Raw genomic sequence first — 25,969 nt, 5'->3', positions numbered from 1 at the left:
CAAGATGCGCTGGAGCGAGGCGGTGGTCTGGGATGGCGACCTCAACGCCTGCCGCCAGGGCGAGAATGCGGCCACCCGGGATTGCCTTCGCGACGCGATGCGCGCCGGTGGCGCCAGTGCCGAGGCCCTCACCGCCGCCGAGCAGTTGTCCACCGGCGGTGAGTTGGCCTATGTGACCGCCTGGCACGAGAACGAAGGACTGGGCATTGCCACGGTCGAGTATCCGTTCCGCGCCAACACCAATGAAGGTACCCGTCTGGTTGATGCCAGCGGCAAGCGCATCGATGTGGATGCCGTGCAGTTGGACGACACCCTGCGTGCCGACCCCACTGTGCAGGAACTGCTGAAGGCCAACCCGCAAGCCACGCCGTTCGCACCGGCGCAGTCGGCCGGCGCCTCGCCGCTGGAGAACGGTGGCATCCGTTTGCTGTACCGCACGCCGCTGCGCGACTGCCACGCCTGCCCGGATGTGGGACAGTTGCAGATCGCCTATGACTTCGACGCCAAGCGCAACTTCATCGGCCAGCAGGTGGTGCCGGCAACGCCGTAACCCGGAAACGCCGCGTGTCGGGGGGGGGGGGGCGGGGGGGCCGGGCCCCCCCGCCCCGCACGGCTCACAGGTGACGGACGGCGTTTCACAGGTGACGGACGGCGTTGGCCACGATCGCGTCCCGCAGGTATCCGGCGAGGCCGGCCGCGATCGCCTCGTAGGTCGCGGTGAACCGCTCGTCGGCGACGTACATCTCACCGAGCGCGGTGTGCATCTCGTAGGTGCAGTCGTAGTGCGCGCCGCTGATGAACCGCCGGTGATCCTCGGCGAGGTCCGCCACCTCGTCGAGCGGGAAGCCGAGCTCCCGGTAGAACAGGATCTGCTGCAGCCGGTCCAGATCGGCCTCGCCGTAGCGCCGGTGTCCGGCCCGGCTGCGCTCGCCGGGCACCAGCAGCCCGATCTCGTCGTAGTGGTGCAAGGTGCGCACCATGATGCCGGCGAACCCGGCCACCTGACCCACCGAATAGACCTGCCCTGCCGAACGGCTCACTTCCGCTCCCTTCTCGGTACGCGCTCCCTTCTCGGTACGCGCTCCACGATGGGTCCTCACCTCGCGTGAGGTGCAAGCCGCGCGGCACGAGCCGCGGTGCGCGTCCTGCCGGCGCCCGTCCGGATGGTGAAAGCGGGATGAGGCGGCCGCGGCCGTAATGGCATCCTTCCGGTCATGCTGGGGATAACGGATCTGTCCACGTATCTGGTGGGCCTGGCGCTGATCATCTTGCTGCCGGGGCCGAATTCGCTGTACGTCGTCTCCGTCGCGGCCCGGCGCGGCCCCCGGGTGGCGTACCGCGCGGCGGGCGGCGTGCTGTGCGGCGACGCGGTGCTGATGACGCTGTCTGCGGGCGGCGTGGCCTCGCTGCTCCAGGCCAGTCCGGTGCTGTTCGCCGTCGTGAAGTTCGCCGGCGCGGGCTATCTGACGTGGCTGGCGGTCGGGATGCTGCGCGGTGCCTGGTCGCTGTGGCACGACCGGCGGGCGGCCCGGGAGACGGCCGGTGCGGTGGTCGCGGACGGGGGCCCGGCGCCGAAGGCGGCCGCCGAGCGGCCGTACCGCAGGGCGCTGGTGGTGTCCCTGCTCAACCCGAAGGCGATCTTGTTCTTCGTCTCCTTCTTCGTGCAGTTCGTGGACCCCTCTTACGCGCACCCGGTGCTGTCGTTCCTGGCGCTGGGCGCCTGGGCGCAGTTGTTCAGCTTCACGTACCTGACGATCCTGATCTTCGGTGGGACGTACCTGGCCGCGACCTTCCGCCGCCGCCGGCGGCTGACGGCCGGCCTGTCGGCGGGCGCCGGGGCGGCGTTCCTCGGCTTCGCGGCGAAGCTGTCGCTGGCGAGCACGGGCTGACCGCCTGACGGCCGTACCGGGCGGGCCCCGCACCCCCCGCGCCCGTATTGTCGGAATCAACGGGTTCCGGGAGGTGCGGCCATGCCGACGCACGACGTGCACGTCGCCGTCATCTACTACTCCTCGACCGGCACCGTCGCCGAGCTGGCCCGGCTCATCGCGGACGCCGCCGAGCACGCGGGCGCGGACGTACGGCTGCGCCGGACCGGCGAACTCGCCCCGCAGGCCGCCATCGACGCGAACCCCGCCTGGGCCGCGAACGCCGCCCTGACCGCCGACATCCTCGAAGCCACGCCCGAGGACATGCTCTGGGCGGACGCGGTGGTCTTCGGCTCCCCCGCCCGCTTCGGCAACGTCACCGCCGAGCTCAAGCAGTTCCTCGACACCCTGGGCGGCCTGTGCCGCCACGGCCGGCTCGCCGACAAGGTCTACAGCGGCTTCACCGCCTCCGACGCCCTGCACGGCGGCCGGGAGTCGACCCTGCTCGCGCTCTACGCCACCCTCCACCACTTCGGCGGCGTCCTCGTCACCCCCGGCCACACCGACCCGGCGCGGTCCGGGGACGGCAATCCGTACGGCACTTCGCACGTGGGCGGCCCGGACAACCCGGTCGACGAGGAGGCGCGCGCCGCCGCCCGGAGGCAGGCGGAACGCGTCGTGAGATTCACCAAGGCCCTCAAACACGGCCTGTCCAGGACGAGTTGACGGGAGCGGCGACGGATGGCTCTGCACAAAGGCGTCCCCGGCGGCGACCGCGCGCGCCCCGCGCACCCGGTCAACCCCTTCTACGGCGAGGCCGATCCGGCCTCCGGCATGACCACCGCGCCCCCCGAGCACACCCTGCCCGACGACCCGATCTCCCCGCACGCCGCCTACCAGTTCGTCCACGACGAGCTGATGCTGGACGGCAACTCCCGGCTGAACCTCGCCACCTTCGTCACCACCTGGATGGAGCCGCAGGCCGGGGTGGTGATGGCCGAGTGCCGGGACAAGAACATGATCGACAAGGACGAGTACCCGCGCACCGCCGAGCTGGAGAGGCGGTGTGTGGCGATGCTCGCCGACCTCTGGCACGCCCCCGACGCGGAGACGGCCATCGGCTGCTCGACCACCGGGTCGAGCGAGGCGTGCATGCTCGCGGGAATGGCCCTCAAACGGCGGTGGATGCGGCGCAACGAGGACCGCTATCCGGCCACCGCCCGCCCCAACCTGGTCATGGGCGCCAACGTCCAGGTCTGCTGGGAGAAGTTCTGCGCCTTCTGGGAGGTCGAGGCCCGCCAGGTCCCCATGGCGGGCGACCGCTTCCACCTCGACGCGGCGTCCGCGGCCGCGCTGTGCGACGAGGACACCATCGGCGTCGTGGCGGTGCTCGGCTCCACCTTCGACGGGTCCTACGAGCCGGTGGCCGAGATCTGCGCGGCGCTGGACGAGGTCCAGGAGCGCACCGGCCTGGACATCCCCGTGCACGTCGACGGCGCGTCCGGCGCCATGATCGCGCCGTTCCTCGACCCGGACCTGGTGTGGGACTTCCGGCTGCCGCGGGTCGCCTCCATCAACACCTCGGGACACAAGTACGGCCTGGTCTACCCGGGTGTGGGCTGGGCGCTGTGGCGGGACCGCGAGGCGCTGCCCGAGGAGCTGGTCTTCCGCGTCAACTACCTCGGCGGCGACCTGCCGACCTTCGCGCTGAACTTCTCCCGGCCCGGCGCGCAGGTCGCCGCCCAGTACTACACCTTCCTGCGGCTGGGCCGGTCCGGTTTCCGCGCCGTCCAGCGGGCGACCCGGGACGTGGCCCGCTCGATGGCCGCGCGGATCAGCGCGCTGGAGGACTTCCGGCTGCTCACCCGGGGCGACGAGCTGCCGGTCTTCGCCTTCACCACCGCCGGCCACATCACCGCCTTCGACGTCTTCGACGTGTCCCGCCGGATGAGGGAACGCGGCTGGCTGATTCCCGCCTACACCTTCCCGCCCGACCGCGAGGACCTCTCCGTCCTGCGGGTGGTGTGCCGCAACGGCTTCTCCCACGACCTCGCCGGGATGTTCCTGGCGGACCTGGAGCGGCTGCTGCCGGAACTGCGGCGCCAGGCAGGCCCGCTGGGCCGCCCGGAGACGGTGGCGACCGCCTTCCACCACTGAGCGGCGCGGGCCGGCCGGGGAGAGAGGCGGCCGAAAGGGCCTGCCGACAGGGGCGGCCGACGAAGACCCGCATGCCCGAAAGTGCCCTCCGGCGAGACGCTGGGACATGCAGCCGAGACGGAAGGCCATTCTGCGGCTCGTTCGCTCTCCCTAGGGTTGAGGACATCGAGCAGGACACCGAGCCGGGCACCAACCGGCCGCAGCCCAGGGAGAGTTACCGTGCGCGCGATTGTCCAGAAGTCCTTCGGCGGCCCCGAGGTCCTCGAGCTCGTGGCGGCCGGGCGGCCCAAGCCGCAGGCCGGCGAGGTCCTCGTCAAGGTCCACGCCAGTGCGGTCAACCCGGTCGACGTGGCCGTCCGGTCCGGCGCCTACCCGCTGCTCGGCGAGCCGCCGTTCGGTGTGGGCTGGGACATCTCCGGGGTGGTCGAGGAGGCGGGCCCCGGCGCCGGGTTCGCGGTGGGCGACGAGGTCTACGGGATGCCGTTCTTCCCCCGCGCCGCCACCGGGTACGCCGAGTACGTCGCCGCCCCCGCGCGCCAACTGGCCCGTAAGCCCGCCTCGCTCGACCATGTGCACGCCGCCGCCCTCCCCCTCGCGGCGCTCACCGCCTGGCAGGGCCTCGTCCGGGCGGCGGGCGTCAAGGAGGGCGACCGGGTGGTGATCCAGCGGGCGGCCGGCGGCGTCGGCCACTTCGCGGTGCAGATCGCCAAGGCACGGGGCGCCCATGTGATCGCCCTGGCCGGCGCGGCCCGGCACGATTTCGTCCGCGGCCTCGGCGCCGACGAGGTCATCGACAACCGGACCACCGACTTCACCGAGGCCGTGCGGGACGCCGACGTGGTCCTCGACTCCATGGCCCAGGGCGCGGTGTCGCTCGGCGTGCTGCGCCCCGGCGGCGTCCTGATCAGCGTCCTCGAACACGACGACGCGCGGCTCGCCGCCCGCGTCGAGGCCGCCGGCCGGCGCTTCGCCGGCATCTTGGTCGAGCCGGACCGGGCCGGGCTCGAAGCACTCGCCGAGCTGGTCGACGCGGGCCTGATCCGGCCGTACGTCGAGGAGACCTTCCCGCTGGAGGAAGCCGCCAAGGCCCACGAGCTGGTCGGCGCGGGACACGTACAGGGCAAGATTGTCCTGACGGTCTGACCCGGAAGGACCGCGGACTCAGGGAGGGGCGAGGCCGGATGGACATCCTCACCGAGGCACTGGCCTCGATGCGCACCGGATGCCCGGCGTCCGTACGGACCAACGGCCACGCCCCCTGGGGCCTGCGGCTGCCACCGGTCGCCGGCGCCGGATTCCACGTGGTGCTCTACGGCACCTGCTGGCTGATCCCCCTGGAGGATTCCCCGCCGCACCTGAAGCCGCTCCCGCTGAACCCCGGCGATGTGGTCTTCCTGCGCGACGGGCGGGGCCACGTCCTCGCCGACCATCCCTCCACCCCGCCCGAGGAGCCCAAGGAGGAGCAGTTCCACGGGGGTTCACCGATCGGCACGGTCACGATCGGCGGCGACGGCCCCCGGACGAGCCTGCTGTGCGGCAACTACCACCTGGACCAGGGCCGCCCGCACCCGCTGGTGCGCCAGTTGCCCGAGGTGATCCATCTGCCCACCCGGCACGGCCGCCATCCGGAGCTGAGCGCCGCCGTCCAACTCCTCGGCTCCGAGCTGGAGAACCCGCGCATCGGCTCGGACGGCATCGTGCCCACCCTGATCGACTCGCTGCTCCTCTACATCCTGCGGGCCTGGCTCGACGACCAGTCGCCGGCCGCCGCCCGGGGCTGGGCGGCGGCCCTGGGCGACTCGGCGGTGGCCCCCGCCCTGGCGGCCCTGCACGACGACCCCTCGGCCCAGTGGACGGTCCAGTCGCTGGCCGACCGGGCCGGACTCTCCCGCGCCGCCTTCGCCCGGCGGTTCACCACGCTGGTCGGCGAACCGCCGATGGCCTATCTGACCCGCTGGCGCATGACGACCGCGGCCCGCCTGCTGCGCGAGTCCGACGCCCCGCTGACGACGGTCGCCGCCCGCACGGGATACGGCTCGGAGTTCGCCTTCGCCAAGGCGTTCAAGCGGGAATACGGTGTGGCCCCGGGCGGCTACCGGCGCCACCGGCGAGCGGCCTAGGAGCCGTCCGCGACGGGCGCACCGGCCTCACCGCTCGTCCTCGGGATGCACCTCGTCCGTCGCGTACGGGTTCTCCGCCCCGTCCCGGAGCACCGCGACGAACGGCTCGCCCTCACCGGCGAAGACATACGCCCCGCCCTCGATCCGCTCGATCAGCCCGCGTGTCCAGGCGGCGCCGCTGTCGGCGGAGTGCACCCACATGTTCATGATCTCGCCGATATGGCCGAGCCGCTCCGGCCCCTCCTGCGGCGTGTAGTGCTCGGTGACCGAGCCGCGCCATTCCTCCAGCGCCCGCACCCGCTTCTTGAGCAGCGCCACCGCCTCGGCGCGCGGCAGGTCGACGAGGAAGCCGAGGCCCGCGCTGAGCACGTCGACCTTCTGGTCGTACTGGGAGAGCGCCGCCCGCAGCAGCCCGAAGAACTCGGCCTCCCCCGCGTCGGTCAGCTCGTACTCCGTGCGCGGCGGACCGCCCACCGTGCTCGGTGCGAGGTCGTGGACGCGCAGCAGGCCCTGCTTCGCCATCTGCTTGAGCGCGTGGTAGATCGAGCCCGGCTTGGCGTTGGACCACTCGTGCGCGCCCCAGTACTCCAGGTCGTTGCGCACCTGGTAGCCGTGCGCCCGCCCGTGCTGCCGCACGGCGCCCAGTACCAACAGCCGGATCGCCGACATCGTCTCCTCTATTCCTCCCGCGCCCGGCGCACCCTCGTGCGCCGGCGCGGTCAGCCTAGACGGCTCCCCCTGTTCAGTCCTGGCCCTCGCCCGCGGCCGCTTCGCCCGCCCCCTGCCGCGCCGCCTGCTCCTCGGCCACCAGCTCGAACGCCGTCCGGCCGTCCAGCGACTCGCGGATGATGTCGGCGTGGCCGGCGTGCCGGGCCACCTCCTCGATCAGGTGCAGCATGAGCCAGCGCATCGACTGCCGGGCGTTCGGCGGGAACCAGGGCGCCTCCGGCAGCGGGAAGGTGTCGTCCAGGCTGGGCACCGAGCGCACGAACTTCTCCGTCCGCCGGGCCACGTCCGCCCAGAAGTCCAGCACGCCGCTCAGCGTCTGGCCGTCCTCCAGCCGGAAGCTCAGGTGCCAGGTGTCCTGGTCGCGTTCGATGGAATGCGGCGACTGCTGCGCGGTCTCCAGCCAGCCCAGCTCGGTCTCCGCCACGTGCTTGACCAGCCCGGCGAGCGACAGCTCACTGGCGCTCGGGCGCTGGGCCGCCTGCGCGTCGGTCAGTCCGAGGACCGCCCGGCGCAGACCGCCGCGCTGCGCCTCCAGGAAGGCCAGGAGCGCACCGCGCTCGTCGCCTCGGGCCTCGGCGAGAACGTGAGTAGGCATGGGTCCGCCCTTTCGCGAGATCCGGCGGCCGGCCCTTCGCCGTCCGCCTTCCGACTGCACTCAAGGTAGGACTCCTTGCGGTCAGCTTCTGTCCGCAAGGCTCGACGGGTTCTCTCCGCAAGGCTCGACGGGTCGGCCTCAGAACGGGAACTGCGACCGCCCGTGCTGAATGGAGATCCACTTGGTGGTCGTGAACGCCTCCACCATCGCGTCGCCGTTCAGCCGCCCCACCCCGGAGCTCTTCTCCCCGCCGAACGGCACGATCGGCTCGTCGTGCACCGTGCCGTCATTGATGTGGATCATGCCGGTCTCGATCCGCTTGGCGAACCGCACCCCGCGCTCGATGTCCCCGGTGTGCACCGCCCCGCTGAGCCCGTACGGCGTGGCGTTGGTCAGCCGCACCGCCTCGTCGTCACCGTCGAACGGCAGCAGCAGCACCACCGGCCCGAAGATCTCCTGGCCGAGCAGGGGGGAGTCCTCCGGCAGACCGCTCAGCACGCTGGGCGCGACGAGCGTGCCGCGGGTCGCGCCGTGCAGCAGCGCCTGGGCGCCGTCGGCCACCGCGCGGTCGACCAGCGAGGCGATGGATTCGGCCTGGCCCTCGTTGATCAGCGGACCGATGTGCGTCTCCGGGTCGACGGGGTCCCCCACCTTCAGGGACGCGACCTTCGCGACGAACTTCTCGGTGAACTCCCGCTCCACCGCGCGGTCGACGAGCACCCGGTTGGCGGCCATGCAGACCTGGCCCTGGTGGACGAAGCGGCTGAAGACGGCGGCGTCCACGGCGTAGTCGATGTCGGCGTCGTCCAGGACGACCAGGGCGCTGTTGCCGCCCAGCTCCAGCACCGCGTGCTTGAAGTTCGCGGCGGCGACCGTCGCGACGTGCCGGCCGACCTTCTCCGAGCCGGTGAAGGAGATCGTCTTGGGCACCGGGTGCTCGATGAGCGCGTCACCGATCTCGGCGATGTCGGTGACCACGACGTTGAGCAGCCCGGCGGGCAGGCCCGCCTCCTCGAAGATCCTGGCGACCAGGCCGCCGCCGCAGACCGGGGTGTTCTGGTGCGGCTTGAGGACGACGGCGTTGCCGAGCGCCAGGGCCGGCGCGACGGATTTCACCGACAGCAGCAGCGGGAAGTTGAACGGGCTGATGACCCCCACGACGCCGACCGGCAGGCGGTAGAGACGATTCTCCTTGCCGTCGACGGGCGAGGGCAGGATGCGGCCCTCGGCCCGCAGCGCCAGTTGCATCGCCTCCCGCAGGAACTCCTTGACCAGGTGCAGCTCGAAGCCGACCTTGGCGCGGGTGCCGCCGACCTCCGCGGCGATCGCCTCGCCCAGCTCCTCCGCGCGGTCGTCGATGATCCGCAGGGCGCGCTCGAAGACCAGCCGCCGGCTGTAGGGATTGGTCTCGGCCCAGGCCGGCTGCGCCCGCTCGGCCGCGCGGTAGGCCTGGTCGACCTCCTCGACGGTCGCGACGGTTATGGACGCCAGCTTCTCACCGTTGTACGGATTGAAGTCGACGATGTCCCATGAGCCGCTTCCGGACCGCCACTGGCCGTCGATGAACTGATACGCCAACTCGTCGAAGTAGGACATGCCATCCCGATCTGGAGAAAGGGCGCTCAGGGCGCCGCATTGGGGGGTGCTGACTCCTGATGGGTGGTCATCCTACTCACGCGTCACATCAGTTGGAGCAGTCCGCGGAGCAGGTCCCTGGTCTCGGCCGGATTCGGCCCCTCTTCCTGGAGACGGTTCATCGTCCGCGCGTACTGCGCCACTTCTTCGGGCTTGTCCACGTACAGCGCGCTGGTGAGCTGCTCCAGATACACCACGTCCGGCAGACCCGACTCGGGAAAAGCGAGCATGGTGAACGCGCCGCTCTCCGCGGCGTGCCCGCCGAAACTGAAAGGCATCACCTGAAGGCGCACGTTCGGCCGCTCCGACAGCTCGATCAGATGCTTCAACTGCTCGCGCATCACCGAGCGTTCGCCGTACGGGCGGCGCAGCGCGGCCTCGTCCAGCACGCAGTCGAACTGCGGCGGGCGCTCGGACAGCAGCAGCTTCTGGCGCTCCAGGCGGAGTGCGACGCGGCGCTCTATGTCGGCCGGGCTCGCGTCCGGCATGCCGCGCCGGACCACTGCCTGGGCGTAGCCCTCGGTCTGCAACAGCCCGTGCACGAACTGCACTTCATAGGTACGGATGAGGGAGGTCGCGCCCTCCAGGCCGACGTAGGTCTGGAACCACCCGGGCAGGACGTCGGTGTAACTGTGCCACCAGCCGGTGACGTTGGCCTCGCGGGCCAGGGACAACAGCGCCTCGCGCTCCTGCGGATCGCCGACTCCGTAGAGCGTGAGCAGATCCTCGACATCGCGCGCCTTGAAGCTGACCCGGCCCAACTCCATGCGGCTGATCTTCGATTCGGAAGCCCGGATCGAGTAACCGGCCGCTTCGCGGGTTATGCCGCGGGATTCACGCAACCGGCGAAGCTGCGACCCGAGCAGGATCCGCCGCACCACCGATCCGCTCGACTCACTTGCGGACACCTCTCAGACCCTCCTGTGACCCCACCCCGTCCAACAGTGCGCCGCAGTCTGCCATGTCCGGGCTTCGTTGAGTGCTCATCCGGTTACTGATATGTGAGGTTCCCGCAGGCCCTCCACAAGAAAGTACGGGAAGAATGTGCCGCGAATCCGCCCGGTCTACGCAATCACGGCACGTGCACGTGCATCTGCCCTTGCATCTGTCGTACGCATTGGGAACCATGGGCGTCGCACGCATGCACGCTCGTGAAAGATCCGCCAGATCCGGCTGACCGGCCAGGGTCATGACGTCCGCGAACGCCAGGAGTGCCTCGCATGGGGACCAAGGTTTTGACCATGCTCGAGCCGTTATGGCAGGGCCTTCCTCCCGTCGACCCCTTGGCCGTCTCCGGATCCGCGTCCTGCACGCTCCCGCCGCGGTACGAATCGGTCGGCGGCGCACGGAAGTTCACCCGCGAGACGCTGCGCGGCTGGGAGCTGGACGACCTCTTCGACGGGGTCGCCCTGGTCGTCTCCGAACTCGTCACCAACGCCCTGCGGCACGCCGTCCTCGCCGCGCCGGAGCACGCCGGTGACGCCCCGCCCGCCCGGCTCCACCTGATGCGCTGGTCCTCCCGGCTGGTGTGCGCCGTACGGGACCCCAGCGACTCCTCACCGATCGCCGGCGAGGCCGATTCGGCCGACGAGTCGGGGCGCGGGCTGTATCTCGTGGATTCCTTCAGCGACGGCTGGGGCTGGCACCCGCTGTCGGGCGCCGCGCCCGGCAAGGTGGTCTGGGCGCTCTTCCGCCTGCCGTAGGGGCCGCTGCCCCGGGACCGGAACACCCGGCCCGGCAGCGGCCCTTCGCCATGCCCGGACCCGTCGGCCGGTCCCGTCAGTCCCGTACGAGGTGGTCGAACTCGCCGTCCTTGACGCCGAGGAGCATCGCCTCGATCTCGGCCGGGGTGTAGACCAGCGCCGGGCCTTCGGGGAAGCGGGAGTTGCGCACCGCGACCTCGCCCCCGGGCAGTTTCGCGAACTCCACGCAGGAGCCCTGGGAGTTGCTGTGCCTGCTCTTCTGCCAGGCCACGTCACGGAGATCCGTTGCGGCCATGCCGTTGTATGCGTGGGGCACAGGGGTCTCCCGGTGAGGACAAATGGCAACTGCCCGGGATCATAGCTGCGTTCACATGCAGATGCATGCGCAGATGCACGTGCACGACAGGCGGTGCCGACGCCGTCACAGCGCGCCGCCCGCTCTCGGCGCCCCGCCCTCGCCCCCGCGGATGAGACGGACGCCGCGGCCTACGGGTTCCGCGGCCTCACCGGGACGCGTACGGCAGCAGCGCCATCTCCCGCGCGTTCTTGATCGCGCGGGCCAGCAGCCGCTGCTGCCGCGCGGTGACCCGGGTGATCCGGCGGCCGCGGATCTTGCCGCGGTCGGAGAGGAACCTCCGCAGCAGGTCGGTGTCCTTGTAGTCGATGTAGGTGACCTTCGCCGCGTCCAGCGGGTTGGGACGGGGCGTGGCCTTGCGACCGGGGTCGGGCCGGCGGCTCATGAGGGTGCTTCCTTCGGCGTGCGGGTTCGGTGTGCGGGTTCGGCCCGCGGGGTCAGCGGACGGGGTCGAGGAGTGCGTCGAAGGCGGGCGGCAGGCTCTTCCAGGCGGCGGGTCCGGCCGCGTACTCGGCGTCGGTGAGCACACAGGACTCCAGGAGGGAGGCGAGCCCCTCACGGTCCAGGCCGGGCGAGGTGAAGACCAGGTGCTGGGCGCGATCCCCGTGCTCGGGATGCCAGTCCAGCGCGGCGGCGGCCCGCCACACCGGCGGCACCAGCTCCCACGCCGCGTCGGGCAGCGAGGCCAGCCACGGCCCGGCGTTCTCGACGCACAGCGCGCCGCCCGCCGCGTCCCACGACAGCAGCGTGTCCGGACGGTCGGCCAGCCAGAACCGGCCCCGGCTGCGGGCGGCCGCGCAGGTCAGGTCCTCCAGTGCCGCGTGCAGCCGCTCAGGGTGGAAGGGGCGGGTGCGGTGCCAGACGAAGGTGCTCACGCCGTCCGCGTCGGCCTCCTGCGGCAGCAGCGCGCAGGCCGGATGCTGCCGGGCCGCGGCCGCCTCCGCGTCGAATCCGGCCCGCGCCAGGGCCGCCAACTCCCCTGATTCCACGGGCACCTGGCGCGCCGTCGGATGCAACTGCGCGAGCAGCGCCAGATCGGCGGGCTCGGCCTCCTCCTCCCCCGCCGCGAGCGCCAGCACCGGCGCGTACTCCAGTTGCCGCGCCCAGGTGTCGGCGACGGTGCGCTGGTCGGAGGCCGCGGCGGCGAGCCCGGCCTCGGCGAGGTCGTCGCCGCAGCCGAGGTAGGCGAGCACCAGCGCCGGATCGACGGCCGTGATCACTCCGGTCAGCGCCAGGCTCTCGCCGCCGCAGGCGGTGATCACCTCGGCCATCGCCTTGGGCTCGACCGAGTCCCACAGCTCCACGATCGCCAGATGGCATGTGCGTCCCGCGGCCAGCCGCTCCAGCTCGGGCACCAGGTCCTCGCGCAGCGCGCAGCAGGCGCAGTTGTTGACCAGCGGCGCCTCGCCCGCCGCGAGCGTCCCGTCGGCGTCGCGGACGGTGCGGTGGACGGTGCCCGCGGCGGCCGTCGCCAGGTCGTGGTGGAGGGCGACGCTGCCGGGGACGGCGCGCAGCAGGCTCTGGACGGCGGCCTGCCGCGCCTCGGCGTGCAGGCCGCCCACCACCACGACGTCGAGTCGCCGCATCAGCGGTCCCCGCGCTTGCCGTAGCGGCGCTCGAACCGCTCGACGCGGCCGGCGGTGTCCAGCACCCGGGCGGTGCCGGTGTAGAAGGGGTGGCTCGCCGAGGAGATCTCGACGTCGATGACGGGATAGGTGCCGCCGTCCTCCCACTGGACGGTCTTGTCGCTGGTGGCGGTCGACCGGCTCAGGAAGGCGAAGCCGGCGGCCCGGTCGCGGAAGACGACGGGCCCGTACGCGGGATGGATTCCGGGCTTCACAGGGCTCAGCGCTCCTCTCGGAAGGTGAGATGGCGGCCGGCGACCGGGTCGTACTTGCGCAGTTCGAGGCGGTCGGGGTCGTTGCGGCGGTTCTTGCGGGTCACGTAGGTGTAGCCGGTCCCGGCCGTGGACCGGAGTTTGACGACCGGGCGTAGTTCGTTGCGGGCCATGGGGCTAGTATACGCAAACGATTCTCATTTTCAATAAGCCCTCCCCAGGGGCCCGCCCGGAAGGACCGCACCATGTCCGCCCACTGCCAACTGACCGGCCGCAGGCCCGGCTTCGGCAACGCCATTTCGCACTCGCACCGCCGCACCCCGCGCCGCTTCGACCCCAACATCCAGCGCAAGCGCTACTGGCTGGCGAGCGAGGGCCGGCACATCCGGCTCACGCTCAGCGCCAAGGGCGTCAAAACCGTGGACATGATCGGGATCGAGGCGGCCGTCGCCCGTATCCGCGCACGAGGGGAGAAGGTCTGATGGCCAAGCAGAGCAAGATCGTCAAGAACGACAGGCGCCGCGCCACCGTCGCGCGCTACGCCACCCGCCGGGCCGTCCTCAAGGCCCTCATCCGCTCCCCGCACACCCCCGAGGCGGAACGCCGAGCCGCCCGGCAGGAACTGGCCCGCCAGCCGCGCGACGCCAGCGCCACCCGCGTGCGCAACCGCGACAGCGTCGACGGCCGCCCGCGCGGCTACATCCGGGCCTTCGGCCTCTCCCGCGTACGGCTGCGCGAGCAGGCCCACGCCGGCTACCTGCCCGGCGTACGGAAATCAAGCTGGTAGGCCCCTCGACCGGCAGCCCGGGGGCGGGGCCTACCTCCGCCCCCGGGCGCCACGGCGTGCGCGTCAGAGCTGATCGGTCCCCGCGACCCTGCCGAGCAGCTCCGTGAGAAGGCCCCCGCTTTCCTCGGGGTCCGCGCAGTACGTCTTCTCGTTGTGCGACATGCACTGATAGCCGATGGCGGCGGGCTTCTTCGGCTTGGGCGGGTCCTCGGGGGACTGCGCCGCCGCCGCTCCCGAAAGCGGGACCAGTGCGGCCGCGGCGATCACGGCCGCCGCCGCGGCACGTCCTGCGAATCTGCGCATGCTGCTCTCCTCGTGCGCGGAAATGAGTCGCCCCATGGGTACCGCCCGCCCCGCCCGGCCACCTGTCGCGACGCTTCGGGTGCGGCTGTTCGGGTCCTTCGGTTCGCCCACTTGCACCAGCTCCGCTCGCCACTGGCACCGAGGTGTGCCGGTCTTCGGGGAAACGCGGCGGTGGGCGCTTTCAAACGCCTGGGAGGCCGCACGTCCCACCAATGAGCGAAAGAACGATCCTTCCCGTGCCGGAGAGGGCTTTCACGCGTTGATCCGCACGTCCGTCGCACGACCCGCCGGGCGGCTTCCAGCCGCAGCGCCGCCCGGCGGCAGGGGATGCGACGGCGCGCGGTCGAGTCGTCCGGTGATGCCGACGGCCGCCTCGACCGGGCGGCCCAGGCCGAGCGGCCCGCCGGACCCGCTCGGCCGGCCGCCGAGAGCCCACCGGACCACCGATCCGGCCGACCCGCACACAGAAGCCGTACGGAGCCCCCGTACGGCTTCTGTGTGCGGGGCCTCACCCGAATCCTGCGCCCTCACCCCAAGAGGCGGCAGGTGCCTGCGCGCGGCCGGCATGCCAATGCCCCGGCAACCCCATCAATTCTGCGAGGGCATTGGCATGCGTCCCTCCACACACCCTTTTCAACGAACCGGCGGAGCACACGCAGTCACAAGCGAATAACAAAGGGAATGCCGCCGCAGTCGGAAATTCACACCGCTTACGCACAATCCGGCGGACAGCGAAAACCCGGGTCACCCGGAGGAAAAAGATCCGGGTGACCCGGGCGCCGATCAACCGATCACTGCTTACCCTTGGCCTTGCCCTTACCCTTGGCCTTGCCTTCGACCCGGGCCTGGATCTTTCCCTTGGCCTGCGTCGAGTTCTCGGCACACTGCCGGCCCTCCGGCGCGGACACCACGTTGATTTCCTGGAAGCGGACCGGGACGGCGTCGGCGAGCGGGCCGATCTTGTCCTTGGCGGGCAGCCCGAGGCAGGGCTTCTCCAGGGAACCCGGGAGCAGGCCGGCCTGCGGGCTCATCTTGCCGTGCGTGGTCGAGTTTCCGAACTTCTGCACCGCGCCGTTGCCGTTGACGGAACTCGCTCCCCGGTCGTGACCGAGGGCCATCGCCTCCGGGGCAGCGGCAGCGGCGACACCGACAAGGGAGGCCGCCGCGGCAGCGGACGCCAGAGCCTTGTTGATCATTGGTGATCCTTCGTATTGCGGAATGTCCTTGCGCCGGGCAATGGCGCCAGCGCGCAAGGGGAGTTTGATGGGCTCATTCACTGCATGAGCTTTCCGGGGTGCGGTGGTACCGCTCGCTCCGGTGATTACTTCACGAGGGAGATACCGCCGAGCAGCGGCCCCGCCTTCTTGGTGACGTCCGTGGCGCGCCCCAGAATCTTCTTGGGGTTGGCCTTCTTGACGGTGTTCGCCGTGTTCGCGACCGTCAGCAGCTTGTTGGGGTTGGTCCCCTTGACGTTCTTCGCCGTGGTCGCGACGTTCTTGACCGTCGGCCGGATCTGGTGGCCGTCCAGCCCCTTGCTGTGCAGCACGTTCTTCAGACCGCTGTTGAGGCTGACCACCGGGGTGCCGGGCGAGGCCGCGAAAGCGGGGGCCGCCGCGCCGAGCGCCATCACGGAACCGGCGATGACCGCTGCGGACTTCGCGTACTTCACTTTCAACTGTCCCTTCTCTGGCGGTGCTTGGAGGACCGCGACACAAGCGCCGCGTGAGCATTGACGTCGCTGCTCGACTCACCGCTTTCCTCTTACCTAACGAGGCCCGCCCCCCGGAGAAACTCTGCAGTTCGCTGTTCTTGGCGACGCCGCTCGGACAAGGCGGACGCGATTCAACTCCGGTGCTGCCGGGGACGCCAGGCACCGAACGGCCCCGGTGCGCATGGAGTGCGCACCGGGGCCGTTGACAAACAGCGGGGAGTTCGTTCTCCCGTGTCAGCGGTTGGTGCAGACGTTGCCGAACGCCGGGTTCAGCACGGTGACGAAGCCGACGGTGTTGCCGCAGACGTTGATCGGCACGTGGATCGGCACCTGAACGACATTGCCGGAGATGACGCCGGGGGACTTCTTGGCAACTGCCTTGGCACCCGAGTCGGCGAATGCCGGCGTGGCCGCACCCACTGTCATGAGCGTGCCGGCAGCGACCGCAGCGACCTTTGCGTACTTCACTTTCAGCCCTTTCGCAGCGGGTCCGTAGCGGACACGACCGTCGTGCCGCAACGGGCGCCAATCCGCTCGCCCGTAACTCCGCTGCCGCTATTGGTAACGAGTTTCCCTACCGTACGAAACTCCTCCGGAGGCAGTTTTCGAAAGGATCGCCCGAATGACGCAAGGGCGCGACGACGACTGCCACGACGTGTCACCACAGGGGAAATCCATCGGGCCCGAACAGGTGGGGGCCCGTCGAATTCGAATTCCTACGGAAAAGAGGTGGCGAGAACCGGCGGACCGGCCATCCCTCGAAACAGAGCGCTCCGGAGCTGGAGCGCCCTGGTCAACTCCCTTGGGGAAGTGCGGTTTCGCCCGTTCACCCGAATGCCGCGAACCATGACAGACCTCCGGGCGTCGTTGGGTCCCGGACGGCGGGGCCGGGCATGCCGAGGGCCGGTACGCGAAGACGTACCGGCCCTGGAATGCCGAAGGCCCGCCCGGCAGCGAGCGGGCCTCACCTTCCGGCTGTGGTCACTTGTTGGTGCACTTGTTGGCGAAGGCCGGGTTGAGGAGCCCGAACACGTTGACGGTGTTGCCGCAGACGTTGATCGGCACGTGGATCGGCACCTGGACGACGTTGCCCGAGATGACGCCCGGGGACTTCTTGGCAACGGCCTTGGCGACCGCGCCGCTGTGACCGTTGGTGGCGCTGGCGACACCGGCACCGCCGACGACCGCGACGCCCGCGGCGGCGGAGAGCAGGACGGCCTTGGAGACAAACTTCACGGCGAACCTCTTAACTGTGCAGCGTTCAGGGTCTGTAGAGACGTCGCCTGGAGCGACAAGCTGCTCAACGCCCCCGGTCCTGGGGAGGTATCGGTGCATTCGGGTGAACGTGTGTCCTGAGTGGACGAAGATGCTGTAGGGAACCAGCTCCGGGCCGGCCGGCGCCGCGCGGCGCTCCCTGGCCGGCTGCCCGCCCTCCTCGCACGCCGAAGCTGCTGGTCAGTGGCATTGTCAGACCCTGGTGGAAGACTTCGGGGTATGAGGTGGGCGGTGGCGGAGACGGGCGACGGGGGTGCGCGTCTCTGCCCGCTCGCCCCGGACGGCCGGCCCGCCGGGCCGGTGGTGGCGGAGCCCTCGATCGTCGAGGCCGTGCGGGCCCGGCCGCAGGTCGAGCGGTGGGTGTGGCGGTCCACCGCGGAGATCTACCGGCGGCTGCTAGGCGCCGGGGTGCGCGTCGAGCGCTGTTACGACGTCGAGGCCGCCGAGGCGCTGCTGATCGGCCACGAGGAGGGGCAGTCGGGCCAGCCGCGGTCGCTGGCCGCCGCCTGGGCGCGGCTGCACGGCCTGCCGGTTCCGGCGGACGCGCCGGCCCGGGCCGCCGACACCCAGCCCTCCCTGTTCGAGCCCGGACCGGTGCCGCTGCCGCCCGGCACGGACGGCCTCACGGCCCTGCTGGAGGTCTACGCCGGCCAGGTGGCGCGTACGGCTGCGGCCGAGCACCCGGAGCGGATGCGGCTGCTGCTGGCCTCGGAGTCCGCGGGCATGCTCGTCGCCACGGAAATGGGGCGGGCCGGGGTGCCCTGGCGGGCGGATGTGCACCGCGCGCTCCTGGACGGGCTGCTCGGCGAGCGCTATCCGGGCGGTCTGGAGCCCCGTCGGATGGCGGAGCTGGCGGAGGAGGTGTCGCGGGCCTTCGGGACACGGGTGCGCCCCGACCTGCCGAACGAGATCATCAAGGCGTTCGCCGGCGCCGGGATCGCGCTGACCTCCACCCGTAAGGGGGAGTTGGGGCGGATCGACCACCCGGCGGTGGAGCCGCTGCTGGAGTACAAGACGCTCTACCGCCTGCACACCGCCCATGGCTGGTCCTGGTTGCAGCAGTGGGTGCGGGACGGCCGCTTCCGCCCCGAGTACCTCCCCGGCGGCACGGTCTCCGGCCGCTGGACCACCAACGGCGGCGGCGCGCTGCAGATTCCCAAGGTGATCCGGCGGGCCGTGCTCGCCGATCCCGGGTGGCGCCTGGTCGTCGCCGACGCCGACCAGATGGAGCCGCGCGTGCTGGCCGCCGTCTCGCGCGACCGCGGGCTGATGGAGCTGGCGGGCAGCGGCAGGGATCTGTACGCCGATCTGGCGGCCCGCGCCTTCGGCGGCGACCGCGAGCGGGCCAAACTCGCCCTGCTGGGCGCCATTTACGGCCAGACCTCCGGCGACGCCCTCAAGCACATGGCCGACCTGCGCCGCCGCTACCCGGCCGCGGTCGCCTACGTCGACGACGCGGCGCGGGCCGGCGAGGAGGGTCGCCTGGTGCGCACCTGGATGGGGCGCACCTGCCCGCCCGCGTCCGTGGCCGCGCCCGACGAGGCGGGGCTGCCCCAGGAGGAGGAGCCGCCGACCGGCTACGGCAGCGGCTCGGCGGCCCGGGCCCGCGGCCGGTTCACCCGTAACTTCGTCGTGCAGGGCAGCGCCGCCGACTGGGCGCTGGTGATGCTGGCGGCGCTGCGCCGCTCGCTGTCGGCGGCCGGCCTCCGGGCCGAGCTGGTCTTCTTCCAGCACGACGAGGTGATCGTGCACTGCCCGCGCGAGGAGACGGCGACGGTGACGGAAGCGATCACTCAGGCGGCCGAGGCGGCGGGCCGGATAGCGTTCGGGCGGACGCCGGTGCGGTTTCCGTTCACGACGGCGGTGGTGGGGTGTTATGCCGAGGCCAAGTGAGGACGGTGAGGTGGCGCCGGCGGCCTGGCGGGCCGACGTCGCGCCCGGCGTCGATCCGGACATCCGCGGCCGACGCCTTCCCCCGAAGGAGCGGGACGCGCTTGAATCCTGGCAGGCGTGGGGCGAATCGGCGGCGGAAGGGGCACATCGGTCATGAGCGGTGAGAGCGGCACGGGCCGGGGCGGGGAGACGGGCTCCGCGCGCGGCGGCGGTGCGGGGCTGGAGCGCGTCAATCCGCCGCACCTGGCGCCGCCGACGGGCTTCAGCCATGCCGTGCGGGCCGTCTCGGGCACGATGGTCTTCCTCGCCGGGCAGACGGCCCTGGACGGCAGGGGCCGGATCGTCGGGCACGGCGTCGTGGAGCAGTTCGAGCGGGCGCTGGCCAACCTGTTGGAGGCGGCGGCCGCCGCCGGCGCCGGCCCGTCCGACCTCGCCAAGCTCACCGTCTTCGCCGTGGACGTGGCCGACTACCGCCGGCACGCACGGGACATCGGCCGGGTGTGGAAGCGGCTGGTCGGTGGCGACTATCCGGCCATGGCCGTGATCGGCGCGACCCGCCTGTGGGACGAGGCCGCCCTGGTCGAGGTGGAGGGCATCGCGGTCGTCCGCTAGGCCCTGCCGCGGGTGCCCGGCGGACGGGGGCGGTCCCCCGGACCGGGGTGGCCACCGCTCCCCTGCGACGCGAAGGCGCCCGCCCCCGGATTTCCCCGGGGACGAGCGCCCTCGAACCGTTCGTACGCTCACCGATGACGCGACCGCGCCTGCCGGGCGGCCGGCCGTTGGGTCATTTCCTGTCGCGGGCCGCTCCGACCGGGTCCTTCTTGAAGGCCCAGGTCATCTTCGGCTCCATCGCGAAGCGGAAGGCGCGCTGCACGGGGGGCGTGCACAGCACGGTGATCACGGTGCCCGCGATGAGCGTCAGCAGCACCGCGCCCCAGGGGGTATGCATCCACGGGTTGTCGTACCAGTCCCAGAAGCGGGAGCCCTTGGCCAGGAAGCCGTGCAGCAGGTAGCCGTAGAGGGTGCCCGCGCCGAGCGCCGTGCACCACATCGTGCGGCCCGGGATCCAGGCGAAGAAGCAGGCCACCAGCACCAGGGAGCAGCCGAACATCGCGAGGGTCATGACCGCGCCGCTCCACCACGGGGCGGCGAGTTCCTGCGCGGCGTCGCGGTGGTAGAACCACGCGGCGTTCATACGCGGCGCGGCCCAGTAGGCGAAGACCAGCGCGGCGGCGAAGACCGGGACGGCCACGATGCGGGCCTGGCGGCGGCGTACGAGCTTGAAGTGCTCCGGCCGCAGGCACAGGCCGATCACGAAGAACGGCAGGAACTGGAGCACCCGCTGGAGGTCCAGATCGTTGCCGATGTCCGGGGAGAGGGACGCCAGGACGGCGATGGCCAGCGCGAGGGGAACGGGCCAGCGCACGATCTTCCACAGGGGTGTGGTCAGCCGCCAGATGAACAGCGCCGCCAGGAACCAGGTCAGGTACCAGGGGTCGGTGAGGCTGATCGGATAGCCCGGATCGTCGTCCGCCCACCTCTTGAAGAGCGTGTAGGCCACTTCGAAGAGAATGTAGGGAACGGCGATGCCGGTGACGAGCCGTTGCAGGCGGTCCTTGCGCATGTCGAAACTGCGCGAGAAATAGCCGGAGATGATGATGAACGCCGGCATGTGGAAGGCGTAGACGGTGATGTAGAGCGCCGCCGCCGACCGGCTGCCGTCCCGCAGCGGTTCCCAGGAGTGGCCCATCGCGACGAGCACGATGGCCAGGTACTTGGCGTTGTCGAAGAACGCGTCGCGCGGCTTCGCCTTCGCGTCGGTCCTGGCGTGCGCCTTGCCGCGTCCTTTGGCGTGCCCCGGGCCCTTGCGCGCGGGAGCCCCGGCTCGCGGGTCGGCCTCGGGCCGCGGCTGGTTGGTGGTCGTGACGCCGGCGGGCGGCGCCATCGTGGCCGTCGCCGTGCCGGAGCGCGGCGCGTCATGGGGTACCTGCCGCGGCGGGGGAAGGGGCACCCGCCGGTCGCCGTACGCCGGAAATTCGTTCGTCAAGGGCCCTCCCGGAACGAACCCAGGGAAGGAGCTGGACGCTGGCCCGCACCGGGCCGCAAATCGGAACCCAAAAGCCAAATCCTGCGTCTTAGTTCTTTTACGGGGAGTGTGGCGGCGTCGAACATCTCAGGCACCTTAGCCCCGCCACGCGAATCCCGTAAATCCCCGCCCGCCGCAGGCCACACGCCACCCGTCCGGCCCACACACATCCTTCACGCGGCGCGTCCGACAGGCGGAGTACGGGTGATATGCCTGGCTGAAAAGTGACCGACGCCATTCAGACAATGAGCCCGTCGATGCCTCGAGTCGAGGCCACTCGCGCACTCATATTCTCCCCCACGTCCCAGGCGTAGACCTCCAACGGCCTGCCGTGCGCCCCGCGCAGTCGGTGCACGGCCGCGACCCAGCGCGAACTGGCGTCCGACATCCGGGGGTTGATCTGGTCGGCGAAGCGCGCGTAGCGGGCCAACTGCGCGGGGGCCGGGGCGCCGAGAATTCCCGTACGCACCCGTGGCGCCAGCTTGTGCACCCTTCTGACACACCGCACACAGAAGCTCTGGATCACCAACCGGTGCCTTACATGGGCACGATCCAGCCACCCGCGTCGGCGTAGTTCGCGGAGGGCCTGGGCCTCGATGCCGCGGTAGCGCTCGGGCGCCTTGAGTTCGAGCAACAGCCGCTGCCGGTTGCGGTCCAGACGGCGCAGGTAGGCGGCGAGGGTCGGCACCCGTTCTCCGGCGAACCGCTTGCCGAACCAGCTTCCGGCGTCCAACCGGGCGATCTCGGCGGCCGTGAAGTCGGCCACCCGCCAGGGCGCTCGCCGCGGGAACACCTTTTCGGCGTCCGTCGTCCGCTCCAGCGTCGTGTCGTGCAGGACCACCAACTGGCCGTCCTTGGTGCGCTGCACGTCGTTCTCGACCCAGACCAGCCCGCGCCGGTGCGCGGCGTCCACGGCGGCGAGGGTGTTCTCCGGCGCGTCGCGGGCGGCGCCCCGGTGCGCGATGACCAGCGGCGCGCGGACACCCTTACGGGCCCACCCGGCGGCTCCTGGTCCCCCGCCGTGGCCCGCGGACGACGGCATCGCCGCGGCGGACGACGCCACGGCCGCCGTGAGCAGGAACGCGACACCGCCGGCGGCTATCCGCCCCGTTTTCCGCAGCATGCACCGGCCTCCTGGTCGCTCGTCACAGACGACAACACCCGCGTCGGGCCCGGCCGCTGGGGCACTTTTGGCCATGCGCCGTGCCGGCCCACGCCCATGCCCTGCCGTCCGGGCCCGTTCGTCCGGATACGCGGCTTCTCCCTCAACATGCCTCCATCTGGCCGCGCACGCCACGCGAGCCCCTCACCCGCCCTGCGCCCCACCCGTCCCCCTCTTCACTTTTCCGCAGGTCAACAGGGCCGTCAGCCGGTTGCCGGACGGCCACCCATCCGTGGGCGCGGCATCCGCGCCCGGGCCGTGACCGTCAGTAAGTTGTGACCGTCCGCACCGTCCGGTCCGCGCGCTCGCCTCCCCGCCGAACCGCCCGGCCGCTCCCCGCCGCCAGGAGAGCCGATGGTCTCCCCCTCCCTCCGCCCCTTCCGCCCCGGTGACGGCCCCTCCCTCGTGGCCTCCTGGTGCCGCGCCGCCCCGGCCGATCCGATCACCGCCACCCGCTTTCGCACCCTGGTCCTCCTCGACCCGAATTTCGACCCCGAGGGGCTGCGGGTGGCCGCCCTGGACGGCCGGGTGGTGGGCGCCGCCTACGCCGTCCGCCGCCTGGTCCCCCTCGCGGGCACCGACCTGGAGCCGGAGCAGGGCTGGATCCCGTTCTTCTTCGTGGACCCGTCGGTACGCACCCGGGGCCTGGGCCGCCGCCTGCTCACCGACGCCCTGGACTGGCTGCGCGGTCACGGCCGTACCCGCGTCGACTTCGCCCCGTACACGCCGCACTACGTCCTGCCCGGCCTGGACCGCACCGCCTATCCGCACGCCGACCGGCTGCTGGCGGACCTCGGCTTCCGGCCGCACGGCGAGGCCGCCGCCATGGACCGCTCCCTGGTCGGCTACCGCGTGCCCGACGACGTACGGCAGCGGGAGGACCACCTCCTGGCGCGGGGGTACCGCTTCGGCACCCCCGCCGACGACGACCTGGTGGGCCTCCTGCGCCTGGCCGGCGAGGAGTTCGGCCCGGACTGGGCCGGGGCCATCCGGCGGTGCCTGTCCACCGGCACGCCCCTGGACCGCGTCGTCCTCGCCCGCGAGCCGGGCGGTCGCCTGGTCGGCTGGGCGATGCACGGCGCGTACGACGACGTGCACGAGCGGTTCGGCCCCTTCGGCGTGGCCGCCGAGCAGCGCGGCACGGGCGTCGGCAAGGTGCTGCTGCACCGGACGCTGGAGCGGATGCGGGCCGGTGGCGCGCACAGCGCGTGGTTTTTGTGGACGGGCGAGCGGAGCCCGGCGGGCCTCCTCTACCGGTCGGCCGGTTTCGCCACCACCCGCACGTTCACGGTGCTGCGGCGGGAGGCGGCGTGAGGCGGCGGGCGTTCGCCGCGGGGGCCGCGCGCGCACTGCTCTCCGGCGCGGGGGCGCGGGCAACCGCCGGGGCCCTGCTGTCGGCCGCCGGGGCCGCCGGATGCGGCGTTCTGGGTGACGACGGCGAGCGCGGCGGCGGGGAGCCGGGCGGCCCGCACACCGGCCACCCCGGCGGCCGCACCACCCGTGGCCGCACCCCCCGCGCCCCCGTCGTCCTGACCCTCCTCTCGCACTACGCCGGCGATCCGCTCGCCCCCGCCCTGCGCGCGGCCGTCGACGCCTGGAACACCACGCACCCGCACATCACGGTGCGCACCGCGGCCGTCAAGTTCTCCGATCTGCTGACCACTTACATGGTTCGCCAGGCGGCGGGACAGGGCGCCGACCTGCTGCACCCGTACTGCCTGTGGGCCGGGCAGTTGGTCCGAGCCGGCGTCCTGCGGCCCGCCCCGCCCGAGGACGCCCGCCGCATCCGCCGCGACTACTCCCCGGCGTCCGTGACCGCCTCCTCCGTGGACGGAACGCTCTACGGCTATCCCACCGAGGTGCAGACCTACGCGCTCTTCTACAACCGGCGGCTGCTGCGCCGCGCCGGTTTCTCCGCTCCGCCGCGCACCTGGCGGGAGTTGGAGGAGATCGCGTACCGCACCGCCCGGCGCGACCGGCACGGCAACACTCTGGTGCAGGGCTTCGGGATGTCGCGGGCCGACGACGCGACGGTCGTGGGCCAGACGCTGGCGCTGCTGGCCGCGCGCGGGGGCGCGTTCCTCACCCCGGGCGGCCGCCGGTCCGCTCTCGACTCCACCGCCTGGCGCGACGTACTCGACCTGGAGCGCCGCCTCATCGCGCGCGGGGCGAGCGACCCCGGCGTCCCCCTGTTCAAGGCGTTTCCCTCCGGCCGGGTGGCGATGGCGGTCAACGCGGGCTGGTGGACGGCCAACCTCAGGGCCCTGATGGGCGACGATTACGGCGACGTCGGCGTGGCGCCGGTGCCGGGCCGCGCCCCTGGCGACCGCGGCACCCTCGCCACCGGCTTCCTGCTCGGCGTGAACACCGCGTGCCGGCATCCGGAGGAGGCGTGGGAGTTCCTGCGCTGGCTCAACGCCGTACGGGTGCCGCTGCGGGTTCCCGGGCGGCCGGGGCAGCGCGCGGGCCGGCAGGTGACGGTGACGCGGATGAGCGCGCTCCAGGTGTCGGTCGGTTCGATGACCGGCCGTGACGCCGACATGCGGGCGCTGCTCGGGCCCGGCGGCGGAAGCGATCCCCGTCTCGGCCCGTTCCTGGACGCGCTGGCCTACGCCGTACCGGAACCGAACGGTCCGCGCGCCCAGAAGGCCAAGGCGCTGCTGCGCGGCAACATCGAGACGGTGTGGACGGGCCGCCGGTCGGTCGACGAGGCCCTGCGCACCGCCGCCCGGCAGATCGACCAGGAACTCTCGCGGCCCGGCTGACCCGCCGTGCCTCCCCGCGCGCCCCGCACTCCCACCCTCCAGAGAGGTGACGCCATGGCATCAGCCACCGGCGGCCCCGTACGGGCGGCCCGGCGGCGGCAGACCGCCGTCGCCTATCTGTTCCTGGCCCCCACCCTGCTGTTCTTCGCCGTCTTCCTCGCCCTGCCGCTGCTGTTCGCGGTCGTCCTGGCGCAGTCGCGCTGGGCCGGATTCGACCTGACCGCCATGAAGCCCGTCGGCCTGGACAACTTCGCCGCCCTCTTCGCGCGCGGCTCGACCTTCCTGACACCCATCCTCACCAACACGCTGCTCTACGCCGCCGGAACGGTGACCCTGGCCCTTTCGGCCGCGCTGGCCATCGCCGCCTGCCTCGACCGCCTCCGCTTCCAGGGGTTCTGGCGGACGCTGTATTTCCTGCCGATCGTCACGACCGTCGTGGCCGTCGGCAACGTGTGGAAGTACATGTACGAACCCGGCGGGCTCATCAACGGCGTGCTCAACGGACTCGGCCTGGACTCCCTCGCCTTTCTCCAGGACCCGGACACCGCCCTGCCGTCCGTCGTCGTGGTGCAGGCATGGGCGTCCGTCGGAACCGCGATTCTCATCCTCACCGCGGGGCTGAAAGCCATTCCGGAGGTCTATTACGAGGCGGCGGAGCTGGACGGCGCGACCGGATTCACCCTCTTCCGGCGGATCACGCTGCCCCTGCTCCGCCCGTCCCTGCTGTTCGTCTGCGTGACCCAATTCATCACCGGACTCCAGTCGTTCGCGCTCATCAACGTCATGACGGGCGACGGCGGACCGGGCGACGCCACGAACGTCGCGGCCCTGGAGATGTACCGGCTGGCTTTCACCTACGGCGACTGGGGCGTGGCCGGAGCCGCCGCCTTCGTCCTTTTCCTGGTGATCGTGGTGACCACGCTGGCGCAGTTGCGGCTGTTCCGCCGGACAGGGGAGGAGACATGAGAGGGAGAGGAGTCATGAAAAG

Annotated in this window: 31 protein-coding genes; 14 read left to right on the top strand and 17 right to left on the bottom strand. The window is 71.7% G+C overall.

Annotated elements, in window-relative coordinates; all coding sequences use genetic code 11:
* On the top strand, positions 1-550 hold a 550-nt coding region (locus tag ACZ45Z_RS20595; RefSeq protein WP_468364161.1), incomplete at its 5' end, for a hypothetical protein.
* An 85-nt stretch (positions 551-635) separates the two neighbouring features.
* Here the strand turns inward: ACZ45Z_RS20595 and ACZ45Z_RS20590 are convergent.
* Positions 636-1,040 (bottom strand): MerR family transcriptional regulator, encoded by a 405-nt coding sequence (locus ACZ45Z_RS20590; RefSeq protein ID WP_468364159.1) that lies wholly within the window; start codon positions 1,038-1,040, stop codon positions 636-638.
* 174 nt (positions 1,041-1,214) lie between these two features.
* On the opposite strand from ACZ45Z_RS20590, the gene leuE reads away from it, so the two are divergent.
* The 5 genes from leuE to ACZ45Z_RS20565 all read left to right on the top strand — a co-directional run bounded on the left by leuE (position 1,215) and on the right by ACZ45Z_RS20565 (position 6,145).
* A complete protein-coding gene (gene leuE / locus ACZ45Z_RS20585) occupies positions 1,215-1,889 on the top strand; it encodes a leucine efflux protein LeuE (protein WP_468364156.1) in 675 nt (224 codons plus the stop codon).
* Between the two features lie 81 nt (positions 1,890-1,970).
* Positions 1,971-2,594 (top strand): flavodoxin family protein, encoded by a 624-nt coding sequence (locus ACZ45Z_RS20580; RefSeq protein ID WP_468364154.1) that lies wholly within the window; start codon positions 1,971-1,973, stop codon positions 2,592-2,594.
* Between the two features lie 15 nt (positions 2,595-2,609).
* The gene (locus ACZ45Z_RS20575) at positions 2,610-4,025 is read left to right on the top strand and encodes a glutamate decarboxylase (protein WP_468364152.1); all 1,416 of its coding nucleotides are present in this window, start codon (positions 2,610-2,612) and stop codon (positions 4,023-4,025) included.
* 219 nt (positions 4,026-4,244) lie between these two features.
* Complete coding sequence (locus ACZ45Z_RS20570) at positions 4,245-5,168, top strand: NADP-dependent oxidoreductase (RefSeq protein ID WP_468364149.1); 924 nt, start codon at positions 4,245-4,247, stop codon at positions 5,166-5,168.
* Positions 5,169-5,206: 38 nt separating this feature from the next.
* The gene (locus ACZ45Z_RS20565; protein ID WP_468364146.1) at positions 5,207-6,145 is read left to right on the top strand and encodes an AraC family transcriptional regulator; all 939 of its coding nucleotides are present in this window, start codon (positions 5,207-5,209) and stop codon (positions 6,143-6,145) included.
* Between the two features lie 27 nt (positions 6,146-6,172).
* Here the strand turns inward: ACZ45Z_RS20565 and ACZ45Z_RS20560 are convergent, their stop codons facing one another.
* The 4 genes from ACZ45Z_RS20560 to ACZ45Z_RS20545 all read right to left on the bottom strand — a co-directional run bounded on the left by ACZ45Z_RS20560 (position 6,173) and on the right by ACZ45Z_RS20545 (position 10,012).
* The gene (locus ACZ45Z_RS20560) at positions 6,173-6,814 is read right to left on the bottom strand and encodes a PadR family transcriptional regulator (RefSeq protein WP_468364144.1); all 642 of its coding nucleotides are present in this window, start codon (positions 6,812-6,814) and stop codon (positions 6,173-6,175) included.
* 73 nt (positions 6,815-6,887) lie between these two features.
* The gene (locus ACZ45Z_RS20555; protein WP_468364141.1) at positions 6,888-7,469 is read right to left on the bottom strand and encodes a DinB family protein; all 582 of its coding nucleotides are present in this window, start codon (positions 7,467-7,469) and stop codon (positions 6,888-6,890) included.
* A 138-nt stretch (positions 7,470-7,607) separates the two neighbouring features.
* Positions 7,608-9,065: an aldehyde dehydrogenase family protein gene (locus ACZ45Z_RS20550; protein WP_468364139.1), complete on the bottom strand. Its 1,458-nt coding sequence runs from the start codon at positions 9,063-9,065 to the stop codon at positions 7,608-7,610.
* Positions 9,066-9,148: 83 nt separating this feature from the next.
* A complete protein-coding gene (locus ACZ45Z_RS20545) occupies positions 9,149-10,012 on the bottom strand; it encodes a helix-turn-helix domain-containing protein (protein WP_468364136.1) in 864 nt (287 codons plus the stop codon).
* Between the two features lie 312 nt (positions 10,013-10,324).
* Here ACZ45Z_RS20545 and ACZ45Z_RS20540 point away from each other — a divergent pair, with 312 nt between their 5' ends.
* Positions 10,325-10,807 (top strand): ATP-binding protein, encoded by a 483-nt coding sequence (locus tag ACZ45Z_RS20540; RefSeq protein WP_468364134.1) that lies wholly within the window; start codon positions 10,325-10,327, stop codon positions 10,805-10,807.
* Positions 10,808-10,883: 76 nt separating this feature from the next.
* On the opposite strand, the gene ACZ45Z_RS20535 is transcribed toward ACZ45Z_RS20540, so the two are convergent.
* The 5 genes from ACZ45Z_RS20535 to rpmG form a co-directional block, all read right to left on the bottom strand.
* Positions 10,884-11,123, bottom strand: a complete 240-nt coding sequence (locus ACZ45Z_RS20535) for a DUF397 domain-containing protein (protein WP_468364131.1) — start codon at positions 11,121-11,123, stop codon at positions 10,884-10,886.
* 187 nt (positions 11,124-11,310) lie between these two features.
* Positions 11,311-11,547 (bottom strand): 30S ribosomal protein S18, encoded by a 237-nt coding sequence (gene rpsR, locus ACZ45Z_RS20530; protein ID WP_468364129.1) that lies wholly within the window; start codon positions 11,545-11,547, stop codon positions 11,311-11,313.
* Between the two features lie 52 nt (positions 11,548-11,599).
* The gene (locus ACZ45Z_RS20525; protein ID WP_468364126.1) at positions 11,600-12,748 is read right to left on the bottom strand and encodes a CobW family GTP-binding protein; all 1,149 of its coding nucleotides are present in this window, start codon (positions 12,746-12,748) and stop codon (positions 11,600-11,602) included.
* Positions 12,748-13,002, bottom strand: a complete 255-nt coding sequence (locus ACZ45Z_RS20520) for a type B 50S ribosomal protein L31 (RefSeq protein ID WP_468364123.1) — start codon at positions 13,000-13,002, stop codon at positions 12,748-12,750. Before ACZ45Z_RS20520 ends, ACZ45Z_RS20525 begins: the two co-directional genes overlap by 1 nt.
* Positions 13,003-13,007: 5 nt before the next feature.
* The gene (gene rpmG / locus ACZ45Z_RS20515; protein ID WP_468364120.1) at positions 13,008-13,172 is read right to left on the bottom strand and encodes a 50S ribosomal protein L33; all 165 of its coding nucleotides are present in this window, start codon (positions 13,170-13,172) and stop codon (positions 13,008-13,010) included.
* A 72-nt stretch (positions 13,173-13,244) separates the two neighbouring features.
* On the opposite strand from rpmG, the gene rpmB reads away from it, so the two are divergent.
* The gene (gene rpmB / locus ACZ45Z_RS20510) at positions 13,245-13,481 is read left to right on the top strand and encodes a 50S ribosomal protein L28 (RefSeq protein ID WP_468364118.1); all 237 of its coding nucleotides are present in this window, start codon (positions 13,245-13,247) and stop codon (positions 13,479-13,481) included.
* On the top strand, positions 13,481-13,786 hold the full coding sequence (gene rpsN / locus ACZ45Z_RS20505; RefSeq protein WP_468364114.1) for a 30S ribosomal protein S14: 306 nt from the start codon (positions 13,481-13,483) through the stop codon (positions 13,784-13,786). The genes rpmB and rpsN overlap by 1 nt, the downstream gene beginning before the upstream one ends.
* A gap of 63 nt (positions 13,787-13,849) precedes the next feature.
* Here rpsN and ACZ45Z_RS20500 read toward each other — a convergent pair whose 3' ends face one another.
* The 5 genes from ACZ45Z_RS20500 to ACZ45Z_RS20480 form a co-directional block, all read right to left on the bottom strand.
* Positions 13,850-14,089 carry a hypothetical protein gene (locus ACZ45Z_RS20500; protein WP_468364111.1) on the bottom strand — a complete coding sequence of 80 codons (240 nt, stop codon included), beginning with the start codon at positions 14,087-14,089 and terminating at the stop codon, positions 13,850-13,852.
* A 791-nt stretch (positions 14,090-14,880) separates the two neighbouring features.
* Entirely contained in the window at positions 14,881-15,366 is a 486-nt protein-coding gene (locus tag ACZ45Z_RS20495) for a rodlin (RefSeq protein WP_468364108.1), read from the bottom strand.
* A gap of 44 nt (positions 15,367-15,410) precedes the next feature.
* Positions 15,411-15,758 carry a hypothetical protein gene (locus ACZ45Z_RS20490; protein WP_468364105.1) on the bottom strand — a complete coding sequence of 116 codons (348 nt, stop codon included), beginning with the start codon at positions 15,756-15,758 and terminating at the stop codon, positions 15,411-15,413.
* Positions 15,759-16,034: 276 nt separating this feature from the next.
* Positions 16,035-16,268, bottom strand: coding sequence for a chaplin (locus ACZ45Z_RS20485; protein ID WP_468364103.1), 234 nt, complete (start codon positions 16,266-16,268; stop codon positions 16,035-16,037).
* A gap of 513 nt (positions 16,269-16,781) precedes the next feature.
* Positions 16,782-17,036: a chaplin gene (locus tag ACZ45Z_RS20480; protein ID WP_468364100.1), complete on the bottom strand. Its 255-nt coding sequence runs from the start codon at positions 17,034-17,036 to the stop codon at positions 16,782-16,784.
* A gap of 258 nt (positions 17,037-17,294) precedes the next feature.
* Here ACZ45Z_RS20480 and ACZ45Z_RS20475 point away from each other — a divergent pair, with 258 nt between their 5' ends.
* On the top strand, positions 17,295-18,968 hold the full coding sequence (locus ACZ45Z_RS20475) for a bifunctional 3'-5' exonuclease/DNA polymerase (RefSeq protein ID WP_468364098.1): 1,674 nt from the start codon (positions 17,295-17,297) through the stop codon (positions 18,966-18,968).
* 153 nt (positions 18,969-19,121) lie between these two features.
* Positions 19,122-19,580, top strand: coding sequence for a RidA family protein (locus ACZ45Z_RS20470; protein ID WP_468364096.1), 459 nt, complete (start codon positions 19,122-19,124; stop codon positions 19,578-19,580).
* 172 nt (positions 19,581-19,752) lie between these two features.
* On the opposite strand, the gene ACZ45Z_RS20465 is transcribed toward ACZ45Z_RS20470, so the two are convergent.
* Complete coding sequence (locus ACZ45Z_RS20465; protein WP_468364093.1) at positions 19,753-21,015, bottom strand: acyltransferase family protein; 1,263 nt, start codon at positions 21,013-21,015, stop codon at positions 19,753-19,755.
* Positions 21,016-21,292: 277 nt separating this feature from the next.
* The gene (locus tag ACZ45Z_RS20460) at positions 21,293-22,177 is read right to left on the bottom strand and encodes a glycerophosphodiester phosphodiesterase (RefSeq protein WP_468364091.1); all 885 of its coding nucleotides are present in this window, start codon (positions 22,175-22,177) and stop codon (positions 21,293-21,295) included.
* Positions 22,178-22,570: 393 nt separating this feature from the next.
* Between ACZ45Z_RS20460 and ACZ45Z_RS20455 the strand changes: the two genes are divergently transcribed.
* Genes ACZ45Z_RS20455 through ACZ45Z_RS20445 form a run of 3 tightly spaced genes read left to right on the top strand, consistent with a single transcriptional unit; the run spans position 22,571 to position 25,947 of the window.
* Complete coding sequence (locus tag ACZ45Z_RS20455) at positions 22,571-23,530, top strand: GNAT family N-acetyltransferase (RefSeq protein ID WP_468364088.1); 960 nt, start codon at positions 22,571-22,573, stop codon at positions 23,528-23,530.
* Positions 23,527-24,981 (top strand): extracellular solute-binding protein, encoded by a 1,455-nt coding sequence (locus ACZ45Z_RS20450; protein WP_468364085.1) that lies wholly within the window; start codon positions 23,527-23,529, stop codon positions 24,979-24,981. Before ACZ45Z_RS20455 ends, ACZ45Z_RS20450 begins: the two co-directional genes overlap by 4 nt.
* Positions 24,982-25,035: 54 nt before the next feature.
* Positions 25,036-25,947 (top strand): carbohydrate ABC transporter permease, encoded by a 912-nt coding sequence (locus ACZ45Z_RS20445; RefSeq protein ID WP_468364082.1) that lies wholly within the window; start codon positions 25,036-25,038, stop codon positions 25,945-25,947.
* Positions 25,948-25,969: the final 22 nt, after the last annotated feature.

The sequence above is a fragment of the Streptomyces sp. NPDC031210 genome, assembly GCF_055570395.1.
This window is presented reverse-complemented; position numbering and strand designations above follow the sequence as displayed.

Bases quoted from the DNA above. Each gene is read 5' to 3' on its own strand.
- ACZ45Z_RS20560 (WP_468364144.1), bottom strand. From the start codon at position 6,814: ATGTCGGCGATCCGGCTGTTGGTACTGGGCGCCGTGCGGCAGCACGGG.
- rpmB (WP_468364118.1), top strand. From the start codon at position 13,245: ATGTCCGCCCACTGCCAACTGACCGGCCGCAGGCCCGGCTTCGGCAAC.
- ACZ45Z_RS20525 (WP_468364126.1), bottom strand. From the start codon at position 12,748: ATGCGGCGACTCGACGTCGTGGTGGTGGGCGGCCTGCACGCCGAGGCG.
- ACZ45Z_RS20555 (WP_468364141.1), bottom strand. From the start codon at position 7,469: ATGCCTACTCACGTTCTCGCCGAGGCCCGAGGCGACGAGCGCGGTGCG.
- ACZ45Z_RS20470 (WP_468364096.1), top strand. From the start codon at position 19,122: ATGAGCGGTGAGAGCGGCACGGGCCGGGGCGGGGAGACGGGCTCCGCG.
- ACZ45Z_RS20565 (WP_468364146.1), top strand. From the start codon at position 5,207: ATGGACATCCTCACCGAGGCACTGGCCTCGATGCGCACCGGATGCCCG.
- ACZ45Z_RS20445 (WP_468364082.1), top strand. From the start codon at position 25,036: ATGGCATCAGCCACCGGCGGCCCCGTACGGGCGGCCCGGCGGCGGCAG.
- rpsN (WP_468364114.1), top strand. From the start codon at position 13,481: ATGGCCAAGCAGAGCAAGATCGTCAAGAACGACAGGCGCCGCGCCACC.
- ACZ45Z_RS20500 (WP_468364111.1), bottom strand. From the start codon at position 14,089: ATGCGCAGATTCGCAGGACGTGCCGCGGCGGCGGCCGTGATCGCCGCG.
- ACZ45Z_RS20455 (WP_468364088.1), top strand. From the start codon at position 22,571: ATGGTCTCCCCCTCCCTCCGCCCCTTCCGCCCCGGTGACGGCCCCTCC.
- leuE (WP_468364156.1), top strand. From the start codon at position 1,215: ATGCTGGGGATAACGGATCTGTCCACGTATCTGGTGGGCCTGGCGCTG.
- ACZ45Z_RS20550 (WP_468364139.1), bottom strand. From the start codon at position 9,065: ATGTCCTACTTCGACGAGTTGGCGTATCAGTTCATCGACGGCCAGTGG.
- ACZ45Z_RS20575 (WP_468364152.1), top strand. From the start codon at position 2,610: ATGGCTCTGCACAAAGGCGTCCCCGGCGGCGACCGCGCGCGCCCCGCG.
- rpsR (WP_468364129.1), bottom strand. From the start codon at position 11,547: ATGAGCCGCCGGCCCGACCCCGGTCGCAAGGCCACGCCCCGTCCCAAC.
- ACZ45Z_RS20540 (WP_468364134.1), top strand. From the start codon at position 10,325: ATGGGGACCAAGGTTTTGACCATGCTCGAGCCGTTATGGCAGGGCCTT.
- ACZ45Z_RS20580 (WP_468364154.1), top strand. From the start codon at position 1,971: ATGCCGACGCACGACGTGCACGTCGCCGTCATCTACTACTCCTCGACC.
- ACZ45Z_RS20460 (WP_468364091.1), bottom strand. From the start codon at position 22,177: ATGCTGCGGAAAACGGGGCGGATAGCCGCCGGCGGTGTCGCGTTCCTG.
- rpmG (WP_468364120.1), bottom strand. From the start codon at position 13,172: ATGGCCCGCAACGAACTACGCCCGGTCGTCAAACTCCGGTCCACGGCC.
- ACZ45Z_RS20475 (WP_468364098.1), top strand. From the start codon at position 17,295: ATGAGGTGGGCGGTGGCGGAGACGGGCGACGGGGGTGCGCGTCTCTGC.